Here is a 16460-nt window from a genome sequence, read left to right as displayed (position 1 = left end):
GGTGGCGCACTTTAAGGAAGTAGGTTTCAAGTTCGGCCGCTGGCTCGATCTGAAATTTATGGAGCTTTCGCCCTTATAGAAAATTTAGCTATAATATAAATTGCTGTAAAGATGCAAGTTGCACCGGCTCAGTTAGATGTTGATAAAATCCGATAACCCTTTACAACCTAAGGGCGTAAAAGTAGCCGATCTGTTATAGGTAAGATTAATAACAAATACGTTCTTTACCCAATCCAAAATCCCTGTCTCGTTAACGCGGACGGGGATTTCTTGTTTTATAGCGGGCCGAACAAGCGACGTCAGACCTTTAATTTTAACTTTCGTTTTGCCAGGAATCCGCCGATGATGACCACTATAAAAGCTACCGCCCACGACCGGAAGAAACCACCCCATCCATAATTAAGAAAAGCCGGATAGTGAAAATGAAAAAGGTTAAAAAAACCAACCTGTAAATAAGGTATCAGGTAGCAGGTAAGTGTAGCTGTTCCGGCAGGCCAGATGATACTAAACCAATTCTTTTTGCCTTTAAAATCAACCAGGTAGATCATGATCTCAAACATCAGGATGCTGATACCAATGCAAATAAATATCCAGGCAGGGGTGGAGCGTATTTTGGAAATACCTTCTGTGTACGGGCGGATGAGCAGCCCGGCAGCTATCGCCGCGCACCCAGCAAGCAGAAACAGCAGCCAGAGTTTGGTATTATAGCCTTTGGCAACCATGCGCGAGTACCACAATGATACCACCGTACCCGCCAGTACCAGCGATATCGAAGAGCCATCATAAATACCGATGATATGCAGGTGCAGTTTCATGCTGTGGTTGAGGATATTGAATCCCATAAATACCAGGAAAGCTATAATTACTCCTGTAAAATTTCCTTTCACCAAAAAATAAACGAATGCACAAACCAGGTACGACCAGCCGATTATGCCCAGGATACCCCACCATTCCGGCCGCAGGCCCCTGACTTCGTCGCCGCGACCGCCGACATACAGGAAGGCCATAGTTAATAATATCAGCCAGCCGCCGCCGATCAGGAAATACTTTTTAACCTTATCAAGACTTTCAGGATAATCCAGCCAGATAAGAAAGAAACTAACGGTGATCAGTATCTCCCAAACCGATTCGGGCAGCACGGCGTGGGCCGAATTGTAGCTTTCCAGGTTAACGTGCATAAAACCCATTACCAAAAGCGCAAAGGAGCGCGACAGGATGGAGAAGGCAATGGACCCCGATGAGGCCCCCGTTTGCCATTTTCGGTTGATAGCCAGCGGGATCGACAACCCAACGATGAACAGGAACGCAGGGAAAATAGTATCGGCAAAGCCCATTTTGTCATCCATGCGTTTGGCATGGTCCATCCACTCGGGTATCCCTTTCACGCCGCTCAGGTCGTTAATAAATATCATACATAACATGTTCAGCGCGCGGAACGCATCAACAGATAAAAGACGTTTAGGGGAACTGCCGGAAAGTGTAGCCTGGTCCATTGTGTTTTAGGTTGTAAAATTGCTCACCTAAGTTATTAAAATATTTTAAAATGTTCTCACAGGTTGATATAATATTGCACACCATATGAACGGTTACACTAAGTGTTCACGCCGGCGCCCTCTTTCAGGCTTATTATTTCCCGGATGTGCTATATATCAGCAATTTTATATTTACACTAAGGGGTCAAAATGGGTTTAATTTGAGGTTTTTGTGAACACCTGTTTTTAATGCACTGATATTCAATTTACTATAGTAAGTTAAATTTTGTTCGGTTACAACGCAAAATAGTTGCAAAATCACACATAAAGCGGAATCAGGCAACATCAGGCGCCAATCAGGCGCTTTTTATGCCTCATCAGGCAACCATTTTTGGCTTAGTGTAATGAATTGTGGCAAATACTTGGACATGTATATTTGATTTTCGGTACACATAGATTTTAGCATCAAATTAATAATATTAATTTCCTGGTCCCGATTCAAACAAATTTTCAAGCCGGGTGATGGAAACACAATCCATATCCATCCGGGTCGGTTACATAAATCGCTTTCCACCCATAGCCGGTTATAACAGGTGCTTTCAATTCAACATCCCGACTCAAAAAGTATTGATAAAGCGTCTCGATGTCAATGCAGTCGAAGTAGAAGCAGAGGTCTTTGTGACCTTTAACACGGCTGGGATCTGGCCCGGCGGGACGGTTTTCTTTTTCATACGCCGTATTCAGCATCAGGACAGCACCTTTATGTTCAAGTAATACCCAATCAACATCGTCGCCTTCGCCCGAACTCATCTTTTTTTCAAAACCTATAATATCCCGGTAAAATCGAAGGGACGCGAGCATATCAAAAACCTCGATGTAAGGCGCAATGCCTCCAATTTCAGGCATTTTAATGGTTGTGTTATTCACAAGCTTGAATTTTGATTAAAGTTAAAGATAAATGACCTAAGTTATTATTGACGATGTTGTCACTTCGCCATCGACTCAACCAGGTCCCGGTAGCTGCCGGCACTACACTTCTCGATCCACGAATAATACTTTTTACAATTAAGCTGTTTTCTATGTTAAATAGAGATGTATTTCAAACAAAAAGTAAAATTAAAAAGCCCCTCTTTACCGCTCGCGGTAGAGAGGGTGGTCGAGCGTAGCAATGACCGGGTGAGTCAAATAGCCGGGCTGCATTTTATCGATTAAAAGAACTTTATTTGCTGTCCGCCACGGACAAATTTTTCCGATGAAGTAATGAATGTTCAGGGACTTCTGTGAAAGGAGCTAATCTCCTTACATCACAAAAACCACCCTCATTCCTCCGAATAATTTCCAATCACCCTTCTTAACTGTTATTTTAACCACAGTTTTAGCAGGCCCTCTATGTATATCTTCTTTTCAAACTTAGCTGTATTGTTTATATCACCGTTCAACTGGATAGTGGCCTTGCTGCTTGTGGCCGTGCTGACAAAAAATCAGAAATGGAAAAAGCGAAGCCTGGTGTCGGCTGTGGTAATACTATTTCTCTTTTCAAATATGTTTTTACTGAACACTTATGCGCGTTGGTGGGATGTTTCGCCGGCGCCTTTGGAAAAGGGAAAGGTTTACAGCGCCGCTATTATTTTGGGCGGATTTACGAGCGAAGATAACAAGGGGAAGGGCTTTTTTAACGAACGCAGTGACAGGCTGATAGAAGGTATGCACCTGATGGCCACCGGCAGGGTATCGCACATTATGATGAGCGGCGGTAACCGCGATGCCCCGGCAGCGCAGTTTACAGAAGGCGCCTGGGTTTATAAAACATTAAAGGAATTCAACTTTCCCGATAGCGCGCTGCTGGTAGAGCACCGATCCATCAACACGACCGAAAATGCGGAATACACCCGGCAGGTGCTGCAGCAGGGCCATTTAAAAGGCCCTTATCTGCTGGTTACCTCAGCGTTTCACATGCGCCGGGCGTTGTATATTTTCAGGAAGAAAGGCGTGGATGTGCTGCCGTACCCCTGCGATTACGTGGCCGGCAATACCAATACAGCTACGCTGGATAATTTTATCCCCAACCTGTACGCGCTCAGCACCTGGAACTTTTATATTAAGGAACTGTTGGGTATGGTGGTGGCTCATGTGCAGCGGTAAAATTTATTTGTATTGTACCCAAATCTTATACATTTGCTGATATGCAAAAAATTCTGGTAGCCAATCGCGGCGAGATCGCTCTGCGGGTAATGCGCTCGGCCCGCGAAATGGGTATAAAAACGGTGGCTGTTTATTCGGCTGCCGACCGTGACGCACTTCACGTACGTTATGCTGATGAGGCCGTATTTATAGGTGAAGCGCCGTCGAGCCAATCGTACCTGGTGGGGGAAAATATTATTGACGCCTGCAAACAGACCGGCGCCGAAGGTATCCACCCCGGTTATGGTTTCCTGTCCGAAAACGCCGGTTTTGCCCGGATGGTGCGCGAAGCAGGTTTAACGCTGATCGGTCCGTCGCCCGAGGCGATGGAAGTGATGGGAAACAAACTGTCAGCAAAAGCTGCGGCGTTAAAATATAATATCCCGATGGTACCGGGAACGGAGGAGGCCATATCGGACATCCCCGAAGCAAAAAAACGTGCGGTCGAGGTGGGTTTCCCCATCCTGATAAAAGCAGCGGCAGGCGGTGGCGGCAAGGGTATGCGGATAGTGGAGAAAGCTGATGATTTTGAGGAGCAGATGCACCTGGCTGTATCCGAAGCCACGTCGGCTTTTGGTGATGGCTCGGTGTTTATAGAACGTTATGTTTCATCGCCAAGGCATATCGAGATACAGGTGCTGGGCGATACACACGGCAACATTGTTCATTTATTCGAGCGCGATTGTTCTGTACAGCGGCGCCACCAAAAGGTGATCGAAGAAGCGCCGTCGTCGGTTTTAACGCCGGAGATACGTGAACAAATGGGGCGCTGCGCCGTGGATGTTGCACGGTCGGTTAATTATACCGGTGCGGGTACCGTGGAATTTATCATGGACGACCAGCTGAACTTTTACTTCCTGGAAATGAATACCCGCCTGCAGGTAGAGCACCCGGTAACCGAAATGATAACCGGCATCGACCTGGTAAAGGAGCAGATACAGATAGCGCGCGGCGAACCGATAAGCTTTAAGCAGGAGGATTTGGAGATAAAGGGCCACGCGGTTGAATTGCGGGTTTATGCCGAAGACCCGGCGAATAACTTTTTGCCGGATATTGGCACCCTGCAAACCTATGTTACGCCCAAGGGGCCCGGTGTACGCGTTGATGACGGTTTTGAGCAGGGGATGGAGATACCCATCTACTACGACCCGATGATTGCCAAACTGACAACTTATGGCAAAGACCGTAAAGAGGCCATAGAACGTATGATACGCGCTATTGACGAATACCAGATAACCGGCATTACCACCACGCTTGGTTTCGGTAAATTTGTAATGCAGCACGATGCGTTTACATCGGGTAATTTCGATACGCACTTTGTTAAGAAATATTTTACACCCGACGTATTACAGACCGGCAACGCTGAGGAAGCGCTGATAGCAGCCATAATAATGGAAAAACTACTGAGCGACAGAAGTTTTCACCAAAACGGGCAACCGGCCATAACAGAAACATCAGCCTGGGTAAAAAACAGGAAGAAGCTCGCTTAAATATTAAAATGTCATGCCGAACTTGTTTCGGCATCCCACCGACTGCCCTTTGCATGAGAGATCCTGAAACAAGCCCGCCTGCAGGCAGACAGGTTCAGGATGATTTTAATTTTATTAATAGATTTTTTAAAAATTCCACCTGCGCCGCATTGATCTTCACCTTCGCCGTTTCCACATCAAACCAGCCGGCCTTATCCACCTCCGGGAAAGTTTGTTTTTTAGCCGACCGTGGCGGCCATTCTATTTCAAAAGTATTGCTTACAATGGTTTCGTGGTCAATGTCGCCTGCTATGGCCCAGGCGTAAACCTTTTTGCCGCCCTTTTGCGTTACCGGGTCGAGCGGTATAAATTCACCTGTTAACACCAGCCCGGTTTCTTCTTCAAACTCGCGTACTGCGGCGTCCAGCGCTTCCTCACCATCCGTAAATTCACCTTTGGGTATCGACCAGGCGCCATCATCCTTATTCCGGAAAAATGGTCCGCCGGGATGAACCAGGAATACTTCGGGCTGTTTATTTTTGAAGCGGAATAATAATATGCCGGCGCTTTGCTTTGCCATAGGAATTTAAAGGCAAGTTAACAAAAGCGAAAACATTAATAGTTACTTTTACATAACAAGCATAACATATCATGGCCGAAAACAACTGGACGAAATTTAAGGTAACAGCCGACTTTAACACCGACCTGCGAAGCGTTTACACCGCCTGGACAACACCCGCCGGTTTGGAAAGCTGGTTTTTGCGCAAAGCTAATTTCTACACCATTACCGGTCGCCTGCGCGAACCGCAGGAATCTGTGTTAAAAGAAGATACCTATGAATGGTACTGGCATGGGTTTGACGATAGCACGGTCGAGAAAGGTTCCGTGCTGGAAGTGAACAGCATCGATTTCTTCAAGTTTACTTTTTCGGATGATAACATCGTGAGCGTTTCCCTTGAAAGCCGCAACGGTCTTACTATACTGGAACTAACGCAGGAAAACATAAAAGAAGAACCAGATCCGTCCAAAAACCTGTTCGTGCAATGCCAGGTCGGCTGGACATTTTATCTCGCCAATTTAAAATCTATCCTCGAAGGCGGTATCGATCTGCGCAATAAACGGACGGATATACAAAGCAATTTTAAATAAGGCCGACAATCGCTCCGGATTAATGTATTACTTTTGTTATTCACTCTGTGGACTCTGTGTTCCTGCTTTGTGCGCTCTGTGGTTTAATAACCACAAAGGGAACGGAGATTTACACAGAGGGCACTAAGCATGTATTATGTTCACAGGCATTATTGAAACTTTAGGAACCATCACCAACCTGCGGCGCGAGCAGGGAAATCTTCATATCACCGTTGACTCAGCTGTCTCGAACGAATTGAAGATCGATCAGTCGGTGGCGCATAACGGCGTGTGCCTTACGGTTGTTGCTTTGGAAGATGGCAAACACACGGTAACCGCTATTGAAGAAACGTTGAATAAAACCAGCCTGGGCGAACTTAAAACAGGCGGCCTGGTAAACCTGGAACGCTGTATGCAAATGAATGCCCGGCTGGACGGACACATCGTACAGGGCCACGTCGACCAAACCGCGGTGTGTACAGCCTTTAACGAACTGGACGGCAGCTGGGAGTATACTTTCGAATACGATGCCGCTGTGGGCAATGTCACGGTCGAAAAAGGATCCATCTGCGTGAACGGCATCAGCCTGACGGTGGTTAATTCCAAAGCCAACAGCTTTTCGGTCGCCATTATACCTTATACCTTTGAACACACCAACCTCCAGCAGGTTAGGGTAGGGTCGAAGGTAAACCTTGAGTTCGATATTATCGGCAAGTACGTGGCCCGGCTGATGCAGCGTTAATGGCTCAATGCTTCTATCCGGCTTTTCGAGTATTCAATATAAGTTTTCTGTTTTTCCGGCGGTTTTGAGGCGATGTATTTTCTGTAATACCTGAACGCGTTTTTCCGGTTCTTTATTTCGGTATCATACAAACCCGCTATCAGGTAATAGGTCAAAGGTGCTTCCTCAAACTGTAACGACTTCTGATAGGCTTGTAAGGCGCTTCGGTTCCGCTTTAAGGTGGTGTAACTATCGGCTATTTCGTCATAATAACTGCTGATATTGGGTGATAATCCGGCTTCGATGGCCCGGTTAAAAAATTCAACGGCTTTTAGCTGGTTCTTCAATCCTTTATAACAAGACGCTATGTAATAAAATGTTCCCTCCGTTTTATAGATCCCCTGTATAGCCGAAAAGGTCTCGATGCCGCAAATGTATTGTTTGGTGTGATAATAAGCCTCGCCAACCTTGTTTTGTATGTAAGCCGAGTTATCCCCTGCCTGGAAAAGATTTTCGCCGATCGTAATGACGTCTTTCCATTTATGCTGGGCATATTCCAGCTTCACCAAACTTTCCAGCAGTAATATATTTTGCGGGTCGGCGTTAACGGCGATATTCAGTACATTTTCGGCCAGCGGAAACTTTTTCGCTTCCACATAAAAACCGCTTAACTGGGCGGCTACATCAGCATCTTTAGGTTGTAAACTGTTTGCTTTTTTCAAATAGGTCATGATCTTCGCGCTGTCGCTCTCGTCAATACTGATCTGGGCCATATCCTTGTAAACAATGAAATTGGTACTGTCCTTTTCCAATAGGTGGAGGAAATACCCCTTAGCTTTCTGATTATTGCCCTTGCGAAGGTTCAGGTTACCGAGGTTAAATAACACGCGGTAATTGGCGGAGTCGAGGTCATAAACCCGCTGGTAATAGATCTCCGCATCGGCCAGCAGCCCCGCCATTTGCGAGGTATAGGCCATGCTCGAAAGCACTTTCTGATCGGTAACCGGCTCGTGATAAGTGCTTTTTAAAAATTCGAGCGCATCGGCATAGCGTTGTGTTTGATAATAGTCTATCAACTGCTCGTTAACCGGTTTATCCTGCGCGTACGCATCAACGAAAAGTGTAAAGAAAAGAGTGCAGAGAAGGATCGATTTCATATAACTAAATTATTAGTTATTATTTACAATTGCAAACATTAAACAAAATTCCCGTTTTTGCTGTTGTGTAAGCACATTATTTAACCAAAATAAATTGGATATGGATAAGATCAAAAAGTTCGGGCTGATGGAAAAAATTGTCCATGAGCTTGAAGATTTAAAAAATAGCCAGCAGGCTATCATACAAAAATTAACCAAAATAGAGGTGGATAATATCGACCTTGGTGACAAACGCCTGGAAAAGGACCTGCCCGATATGCACCAGCGCGTATCCGATAACCTGGACACCATTGCAGGTATATTGGAAGACTTCGCCGGTAAAACAGACCAGTTCAACAGCCAGAATAATATCTCAGCGCTGAAGGAACAGGAAGCGTTGGGTAAGTGAGGTGGTGAATAGTGAATAGTCAATAATAAATTCACTATTGACTATTCACCATTCACAAAGCTATTGGTACTGTATATACATCGGCACAGGCTTCAGGTTTAATATTTCCTGTTTGGTCAGCATCCGCTTCGGCGGATTTTTTATGTCGTTTTTGTAAAACAGTTTGAACCCGGTAAACTGTACCGGCTGCTGCGATATGAAATATTTGTAAGTACCCTTCTTCAGGTCAGGTCCGCCCCATCCATCCATGTCCATCACTATCTGCACTTCGGGGCGCCGTTTGATGTTTTTATAATTGGTTACCATGCGTTCGGTAAAACGGTGCACCACCAGTATTTTGGGCGGCAGGTTGTATTTCCGTACGATCTCCGCCAGGTAATTCGACACAAAGTTAATATCAGCCGCATCAAAGGTGCCGATGCGTTTACCCGGCACGCTGCCTTCCTTCATTGAAAATTCCGGGTCGATACCCACATTTACATTGGGCATTTGAAGATACTTCTCTATCCGTGGAATTTCCTGCTGAACCGTACTAAAACCCACCTGGAAATCGAGGAAAACCAGTGCATTGATCGGTTTTGCCATTTCCAATACCTTATCTATTTGACTAAACGGCATCCGAAGGTTATGCAGGCCATTTTTTCCTGCGTAAGCCTGCGCGGTAACGCAGATGTAATGCAGGGCGGGTACAACCGGGGTTGCCGGGTCGGCAGCTTCCCATGCTTTTACCTCGGCCTGTAATTTCGATAACATCACCTTTGGCGCATACTCACCCAATACGCCCATGTTTTTGGAGTACATATTGCCATAATAAGCCACAATACGATTAAAAGGTAAAATGGCGCCGGGCAACGGATAGGGTGCATTCTTTACGGGCCATCTGCCGCTTGCGTCGCCATTGGCCATCCGGGTCATCAGCGAATCGTACTTCAGCGTATCAAGCTTTAGCGATGTTGCTTTAGCAATAGTGTCGGCAATAATTTTATGGGTAGCGGTATCGGCAGGCTGCTTTTTAACGGTGTCGGTAACCTGCGCCCTTGCAGACACAACGAGGCAAACAAGTGGTATGGAAAGTAACAGTTGTTTATTGATCATGAATTTGATTTGATTCGCGAAAGTAACAGATTATCCCCACTAATCAACCAATCACCAATTAACAAATCACTACTCTATACTCTTTCCCTTCATCGCCGTGCTGATAGCCTGGTCCATCAGGCGTTCGGCAAAGGGGCGGGTAAACTCGTTCAATTCGTCAATGCTTTTATGGATCAGGTCCTTATCACCGCTGGTGAGGGAATCTTTTAAAGCCTGTATCAATTTGGTCGTGTCGCTTATTTCGGCCACACTAACATAGCCGCTGTTTTTTTGCAGGAAACGTTCGACGGTATAAACCATTTGTTCGCCTTCGGTACGCGCTTCTATCAGCATGCGCTGGGCCACGTCATCCTGGGCGTGGGTAATGCTGTCCATCAGCATTTGTTCCACCTGGTCGTCGGTAATGCCATAGGTTGGGGTTACCTCAACCTCCTGCTTAACACCCGACCGCAGTTCCATGGCCTGTATTTTCAATATCCCATCGGCATTCAGCAGGAAATTTATATCCACCTTCGGGAAACCCGCCGGCATGGCCGGTATCCCTTTCAGGTCGAATTCAGCCAGTTTGCGGTTCTCCTTCACCAAGTCCCTTTCGCCCTGGTAAACGGCTATTTTCATATTCGCCTGCCCGTCAATAGACGTGGTATATTGCCGGCCTGCCTTAGTCGGCACTTTTGAATTACGCGGAATAATCACATCCATCAATCCGCCCATGGTCTCAATACCCAGCGACAGGGGGGTAACATCCAATAACAAAATGTCTTTCCGGTTACCCGCAAGTATATCGGCCTGTATGGCTGCGCCCAGAGCAACAACTTCATCGGGGTTCAGGTCATCATGCACTTCGCGACCAAAAAATTCGGCCACCATCTTTTTCACCAAAGCCGTACGGGTCGATCCGCCTACCATCACCACTTCATCAATATCCTTAATAGTTAGCCCGGCATCCTTCAGCGCATTGCGGCAGCTATCAATGGTTTGCTGCACTTTGGGCGTTATCAGTTCGTTAAAAGTATTGCGGTCAAGCGTACACCAAATGTCACCGATCTTGTCGTTCACCAGGCTTTGATAAGCGAAAGCCTTTTTGGCTTCCTCAGCTTTAAGCCGGAGCTCCTGTGCCAGCTCACGGTTTTTCAGCAGTTCATCCCTGTTTAATTGATTCTTTTCTATCCAGTAATCAACAATAGCGCGGTCAAAATCATCCCCGCCTAAAAAAGTATCGCCATTGGTGGAAAGTACTTCGAAAATGCCGTTTTGTATTTGCAGGATAGAAACATCGAAAGTTCCGCCACCCAGGTCGTAAACGGCAATGGTTTTGGTCTCCTCCGGATTCAATCCGATTCCATAAGCCAGGCTGGCGGCGGTTGGTTCGTTCACAATACGCAATACGTCCAAACCTGCTAATTTGCCGGCATCGCGCGTGGCCTGGCGCTGCGAATCGTTAAAATACGCTGGTACCGTAATCACAGCACGGGTAACCGGAGTTTTCAAAGCGTGTTCCGCGCGTTCCTTTAACTCCTTTAATATCAGTCCTGAAAGTTCAATAGGGGTATAGAATTTATCACCGACCTTGATCTTCACCAGGCTTTCGGTATTGTCGTCGATAACTTTATAGGAAAAGAAATCCTTATAATTCTCGATATCATGGTAGGAGCGACCCAATAGACGCTTTACGGAAAAAACGGTATTCTGCGGATCGGTGATCAAGTGGTTTTTTGCTTCGTTGCCCACAGTTATTTCACCAACCGGACCAAAGTGTACCACTGACGGCACCAAAACACCCTTACCGGTATCGTTAATAACCTTCGGTTCTTTATCCGGGTCGATAAAGGCAACCAGCGAATTGGTGGTGCCCAGGTCTATGCCGACAATAATATCTTCTTTTTGTATGGAACCTGTTGCCAGGTTGATGGAAACTTTAGCCATGTTAAACTATCAACAAGCGGCAAATGTACTTAGTTTTAGCTAACGGAGTGTCATTTAAATGTTGCGAGTTGAACTTGGAGTTTACTTAGCTACAACAACGATTGCATTGGCCTCAGACACACCGCCACCCACAGAAAGTGTCGTTGCCTTTCCGTTTTTCCAATAGGTAGCCGATCCGTTAAATTTCCCGGCCAGGTACACGTCCGTTCCTGAAACGCTAATGCCGTTGGCCTCTGTTTTGATAGGCACGCCATTGGATGTGACTGCTGTCACCGTGCCGTTTTTCCAGTAACTTAGGCCGGCTGCTTCATTATTTGTTATATAAACATCGTTTCCGTTCGCAATAATGGCAGAAGTCCCTGCATTTGAAGTGATGGTTTGCTTTACGCCATTTTTCCAGTAAATGGATGTTTGTATATGGCTTTGGTCCGAACTGTTTTCACTGCCGCATACATATACGTCCGAACCAACTGCTGTTACGCCCAATGCGATGGTATATTTGTCCGCATCGGTTTCCAAATAAGTTGGCACGCCGTTCTTCCATAATGCAGGCTTAGTTACGCTTCCAAACCCCACACTCCCGGCAACATATATATCTGAACCCTGCACGTAAATTCCGGTCGCGACCGAAGCCGTAGCGCCGTCCGGCGCAAGGCTCACCAAAATGCCATTTTTCCAATATACTGCCTGCTGTACAGCGCCGTTTAAGTAGCCGGCCACATACACGTCAGCCCCGCCGGTAGTAATAGCCAGTGCATTGGACGGCAACGAAGCGCTGTTGGGCAAACCAATTTGCTCGTTATTTTTCCAATACATAGCTCTTTGTAAATTGCCCTGGATGACGTAACCTGCTGTGTATACATTGCCCAGGTTAACTGTCAGGGCGTTTGCCTTTGCCTCTATGCCATATTCTGATAAAATGTTAAGGTTCCCATTTTTCCAGTAGGCCGCCTGGTTGGTACCCGCATCAACGGCAATATATCCGGCTACATATACATTGGCAGTAACACCGTCAACCGGGGTATGTGTGCTTTTTTTACAGGAAGTAATGCCGCAAAGTGCGATGCACACGATCAAACAATATTTATTGAGCCAGGACTTTTTCATTTTTCAGAAGATAAGGCGAATGACCAGTTTATAATTAACTACTAATATAGGTAAATAAATGCTGCAAGCAATGACCGGTCTATTTACCGATTGCATAACAGCTATTTTGTCATTACTTTCATCCCGATGATCGGACCTGCCCTGAAGAACAAATTTTCGATAAAAGTTTTACTGCTACTGCTGCTCGCAACTGCCACTAAAAGCAGCGCTCAGCAATTTGGGGGAAATCCGCCATCTATCAGATGGAACCAGATAAAAACTCCGGCGGCGAAGGTGATATTTCCCAAAGGACTTGATTCTTCAGCTTTTGAAGTAGCCGATATTATTCAGCGTATGAATAATGCCATCAAACCTACCATCGGGACAAAGCAAAAACAGGTTAGCATCGTATTACAAAATCAGACCACCGTTGCCAATGCCTATGTAGGTTTAGCGCCCTTCCGAAGTGAATTTTACCTAACGCCCGAGCAAAACAGCTTCGAAGTGGGCAGCCTGCCCTGGGCCGCGCAATTATCCATACACGAGTTCAGGCATGTGCAGCAATACAATAATTTTAACGTGGGCTTTTCCCGTTTCCTTCGTGTACTTTTTGGCGAAGGCGGGCAGGCATTGGGTAACGACCTGGCCATACCCAACTGGTTTTTTGAAGGCGATGCCGTTTTTAATGAAACCCTGGTAAGCGAACAGGGCAGGGGCCGCCTGCCTTACTTTTTTAACGGTTACCGTGCCTTATGGGCAGCAGGCAAGGATTATAGCTGGATGAAACTCCGCAACGGATCGTATCGCGATTACATACCCGACTGGTATCCGATGGGTTATATGCTGGTGGCTTACGGGCGCGAAAAATATGGGGACGATTTCTGGAAAAAAGTAACCCAGGATGCTGCGGCATTTAAAGGCGGGGTTTACCCGTTACAGCACGCTATAAATAAGTATGCTGGTATAAGCTACGGGCAGTTCAGAGCGGATGCCTTTGAACATTTTAAGAAGGAATTTGCAGCGGATAAAAAGAACTACGACCAACCGCCACATTTTGTTGCTAACGAGGAATACCCTGCTTTTGTAAACGACAGTACGCTGATTTATATGAAAAGCACGTACGATCATTTACCCGCATTCGTACTGAGAACAGGAGGGAAGGAAAGGGTCATCCGGACGCGCGATGCATCGCTGGATAATTACTTTGCTTATCAAAACGGGAAAATTGTTTATGCAACCTATCGGTCCGACTTGCGCTGGACCTACCGAGATTACAGCGAATTGCAGCTACTGGACGTAGCCACCGGTAAGGAAAAACGCCTGACTAAAAGCTCAAAATATTTTGCACCTGATTTCAGTCCTGACGGAAAAACTATTGTGGCAGTACAGGTTGGCTCTTCGGGGAAAAGCGGGTTACACTTACTGAATGCAGCTGACGGCAAACTATTACAAGTTGTTCCGAACCCTGATAACTTATTTTTTACCTATCCTAAATTTTATGGCGAAGAGAAATTGATATCCGCCGTAAGAAATAAGGACGGAGAAATGTCGCTGGCTGAGATCGGCATAAAAACCGGGAAGGTCAAATACCTGACGCACTTTTCCTATGAACCCCTCGGCTTCCTGTTTGTCCGGGGCGATACAGTTTATTACACACGGTCGGGGAGTACCGATAATTTATTCGCGTTTGACCTTGCCGACGGCAAACAGTATTGGTTACCCAACCCGGATAATCATGGGGCAATCGGCTACTATCAGCCTGCAATTACGGGCAAAAAACTGGCCTGGGTTGGGTTTACAGCTGCTGGATACCGGATAAATGAGGTCAATAATAAAAGTGCGGAGTGGCTCGAAATAAAAGATGCCCGGGCACAAACAGCCATGCCAAACTTTGGCATTTCAGCCTTAAACAAAAATACCGCATCGCAATTGCTCGATTCTGTAAAGCAACAACCGCTCGCGGTTACCAAATATCCCAAAACTTATCATTTGTTTAATTTTCACAGCATAATCCCAACGGTCAACGACCCGGATTATTCCATCGCCATTATTGGTGAGAATGTGCTCAATACATTTCAATCGCAAATATCCTTTGGTTACAATCGTGACGAGGGCTACAAGGATATAGGTTTTGATGCTGTTTATGGGGCATGGCTGCCGTTCCTGCGTGCCGGAATCGATTATACGATTGATCGTAAAGGTTTTTTCAAAACAGGCAATATTTACTGGAACGAGGTCAATGTCCATGGCGGCCTTCAATTTCCGTTTAATTTCAGCCGCGGCAGGCAGATCACCGGATTAAGTTTCGGTACCGACGTTTACTACAGCCAGGCTAATTTTCATACAGCCGATATCGGCTCAAGCCATTATACATACCTCAATAATTACATCAGGTTCGCAACACACATCCAGCAGGCGAAACAGAATATCTATCCTCGCTTCGGGCAAAGCATCTCGCTTAATTACAGAAATGCCATTACCGGCCTTACCGCAAGTCAGTTTCTGGCATCGGGGAATTTTTTCTTTCCGGGGCTATCGGTCAACCACAGTTTAGTTATCAACGCGGCGCACCAACAAAAGGGTGATGATAACGAGATCGATTTCACCAACAACTTCCCGTTTGCCCGCGGCTACGTGGCCGAGAACCTGTACAGCATGAATAAGATAGGCGCCGATTATCACTTCCCCATAGCTTACCCTGACAAGGGCGTGGCCAGTACTATTTACTTTCTGAGATTAAGAGGGGATGTTTTTTACGATTACAGCCGGGTGTCCGACGCATTTACCGTGGGCGGGCATCACCGCAGCTTCCGGTCGGCAGGTGCGGCCATATTCTTTGATACGCAATGGTTCAACCAGGTGCCTATATCGTTCGGTTTCCGGTACGATCGTTTGCTCGACCCCGATGTTTTCGGCGGTTCAGGGCGTAACCGCTTCGAGATCATATTGCCGGTAGCGGTATTTTGATTGGTTTGATCCGGAATAACAGTTGTTAAATTATCAAGTTTTCGTTCGGACTTTCCGACTTAAGCGGACTTTCGGACTAAAAAATTACCCGTTCGCCTCCCTTAAAATACTTCTCACGCGCTCCACATCCGTCATCGAATAGCTGTATTCATCCGTTTCGCCATAACCCATCAGGATATGATCGTTTTTGTAACCCATCTGGCTTTTTATGGTTTTCCGGGCAGATGAATGTATCTCCATTGCCCCGGTAAAGTGGATAATGTCAGCAACGGTGTTTTCGCTTACCCCGGCTCCTGGCATAATGCTTATTCTCCCCACAGCTTTTTCAACCAGGTGTGCTATTACACCCACACCTTCCACAGCAGTACTTTTTCCGCCTGACGTCAGGATGCGCTCGCAGCCCAACTCAATAATATCCTCAAGCGCCTGGTTCATATCGGCGCACATATCTATCGCCCGGTGAAAGGTTACCCCAAGTCCCTGGCTTTTTGCCATGCTAACCAATTCGCTGCAACGCTTTTTGTCAATCGAACCATCAGCGTTCAGTATGCCGATCACAATACCGTCGCAGCCCGTCTCGATACAATGCTGCACATCTGCTTTCATAATATCAAACTCGACATTCGAATACAGGAAATCGCCGCCACGCGGGCGTATCAAAACGTAAAGCTTAATGGAGAGCAGTTTTCGCGCTAAAGTTATCTGGCCGTATGATGGTGTGGTACCGCCCTCTGAAAGATTTTCGCATAATTCGACCCGTACCGCACCGCCTTCCTGCGCTGCTATTGCAGAGGCAACAGAATTGGCGCATACCTCGAGGGTGATAACAGGTTTAGTTTGTTTGTTCATAGTCTTCAGATAATCAATAGG

The 16460-nt window shown here is 46.3% G+C and carries 14 protein-coding genes; 6 read left to right on the top strand and 8 right to left on the bottom strand.

What is annotated here, in order from left to right:
* Positions 1-299 precede the first annotated feature (299 nt).
* Together VL525_RS02405 and VL525_RS02400 are read right to left on the bottom strand one after the other, a co-directional pair.
* Positions 300-1493 carry a DUF5009 domain-containing protein gene (locus VL525_RS02405; protein ID WP_325382924.1) on the bottom strand — a complete coding sequence of 398 codons (1194 nt, stop codon included), beginning with the start codon at positions 1491-1493 and terminating at the stop codon, positions 300-302.
* Between the two features lie 489 nt (positions 1494-1982).
* Entirely contained in the window at positions 1983-2378 is a 396-nt protein-coding gene (locus VL525_RS02400) for a VOC family protein (protein ID WP_325382922.1), read from the bottom strand.
* Positions 2379-2861: 483 nt separating this feature from the next.
* Here VL525_RS02400 and VL525_RS02395 point away from each other — a divergent pair, with 483 nt between their 5' ends.
* Entirely contained in the window at positions 2862-3614 is a 753-nt protein-coding gene (locus tag VL525_RS02395; RefSeq protein ID WP_325382920.1) for a YdcF family protein, read from the top strand.
* Between the two features lie 41 nt (positions 3615-3655).
* On the top strand, positions 3656-5143 hold the full coding sequence (gene accC / locus VL525_RS02390) for an acetyl-CoA carboxylase biotin carboxylase subunit (protein ID WP_325382918.1): 1488 nt from the start codon (positions 3656-3658) through the stop codon (positions 5141-5143).
* A 94-nt stretch (positions 5144-5237) separates the two neighbouring features.
* Here the strand turns inward: accC and VL525_RS02385 are convergent, their stop codons facing one another.
* Positions 5238-5702, bottom strand: a complete 465-nt coding sequence (locus VL525_RS02385; protein ID WP_325382916.1) for an NUDIX domain-containing protein — start codon at positions 5700-5702, stop codon at positions 5238-5240.
* 71 nt (positions 5703-5773) lie between these two features.
* Between VL525_RS02385 and VL525_RS02380 the strand changes: the two genes are divergently transcribed.
* Positions 5774-6271, top strand: a complete 498-nt coding sequence (locus VL525_RS02380; RefSeq protein ID WP_325382914.1) for an SRPBCC domain-containing protein — start codon at positions 5774-5776, stop codon at positions 6269-6271.
* Positions 6272-6407: 136 nt separating this feature from the next.
* A complete protein-coding gene (locus tag VL525_RS02375; RefSeq protein ID WP_325382912.1) occupies positions 6408-6992 on the top strand; it encodes a riboflavin synthase in 585 nt (194 codons plus the stop codon).
* On the opposite strand, the gene VL525_RS02370 is transcribed toward VL525_RS02375, so the two are convergent.
* Entirely contained in the window at positions 6989-8128 is a 1140-nt protein-coding gene (locus VL525_RS02370; RefSeq protein WP_325382910.1) for a hypothetical protein, read from the bottom strand. The two genes, VL525_RS02375 and VL525_RS02370, sit on opposite strands and share 4 nt — an antisense overlap.
* 100 nt (positions 8129-8228) lie before the next feature.
* Here VL525_RS02370 and VL525_RS02365 point away from each other — a divergent pair, with 100 nt between their 5' ends.
* Positions 8229-8516, top strand: a complete 288-nt coding sequence (locus tag VL525_RS02365; protein ID WP_325382908.1) for a hypothetical protein — start codon at positions 8229-8231, stop codon at positions 8514-8516.
* A 60-nt stretch (positions 8517-8576) separates the two neighbouring features.
* Here VL525_RS02365 and VL525_RS02360 read toward each other — a convergent pair whose 3' ends face one another.
* From VL525_RS02360 to VL525_RS02350, 3 genes are all read right to left on the bottom strand, one after another.
* The gene (locus VL525_RS02360; RefSeq protein ID WP_325382906.1) at positions 8577-9611 is read right to left on the bottom strand and encodes a hypothetical protein; all 1035 of its coding nucleotides are present in this window, start codon (positions 9609-9611) and stop codon (positions 8577-8579) included.
* 69 nt (positions 9612-9680) lie between these two features.
* Entirely contained in the window at positions 9681-11537 is a 1857-nt protein-coding gene (gene hscA, locus VL525_RS02355) for a Fe-S protein assembly chaperone HscA (RefSeq protein ID WP_325382904.1), read from the bottom strand.
* A gap of 81 nt (positions 11538-11618) precedes the next feature.
* Positions 11619-12644: a hypothetical protein gene (locus VL525_RS02350; protein ID WP_325382902.1), complete on the bottom strand. Its 1026-nt coding sequence runs from the start codon at positions 12642-12644 to the stop codon at positions 11619-11621.
* 126 nt (positions 12645-12770) lie between these two features.
* Between VL525_RS02350 and VL525_RS02345 the strand changes: the two genes are divergently transcribed.
* The gene (locus tag VL525_RS02345; protein WP_325382900.1) at positions 12771-15590 is read left to right on the top strand and encodes a hypothetical protein; all 2820 of its coding nucleotides are present in this window, start codon (positions 12771-12773) and stop codon (positions 15588-15590) included.
* A gap of 84 nt (positions 15591-15674) precedes the next feature.
* On the opposite strand, the gene VL525_RS02340 is transcribed toward VL525_RS02345, so the two are convergent.
* Complete coding sequence (locus VL525_RS02340) at positions 15675-16439, bottom strand: copper homeostasis protein CutC (protein WP_325382898.1); 765 nt, start codon at positions 16437-16439, stop codon at positions 15675-15677.
* Between the last annotated feature and the right edge of the window lie 21 nt (positions 16440-16460).

The sequence above is a fragment of the Mucilaginibacter sp. genome, from assembly GCF_035492695.1.
In the GTDB taxonomy this organism is placed as follows: domain Bacteria; phylum Bacteroidota; class Bacteroidia; order Sphingobacteriales; family Sphingobacteriaceae; genus Mucilaginibacter.
This window is presented reverse-complemented; position numbering and strand designations above follow the sequence as displayed.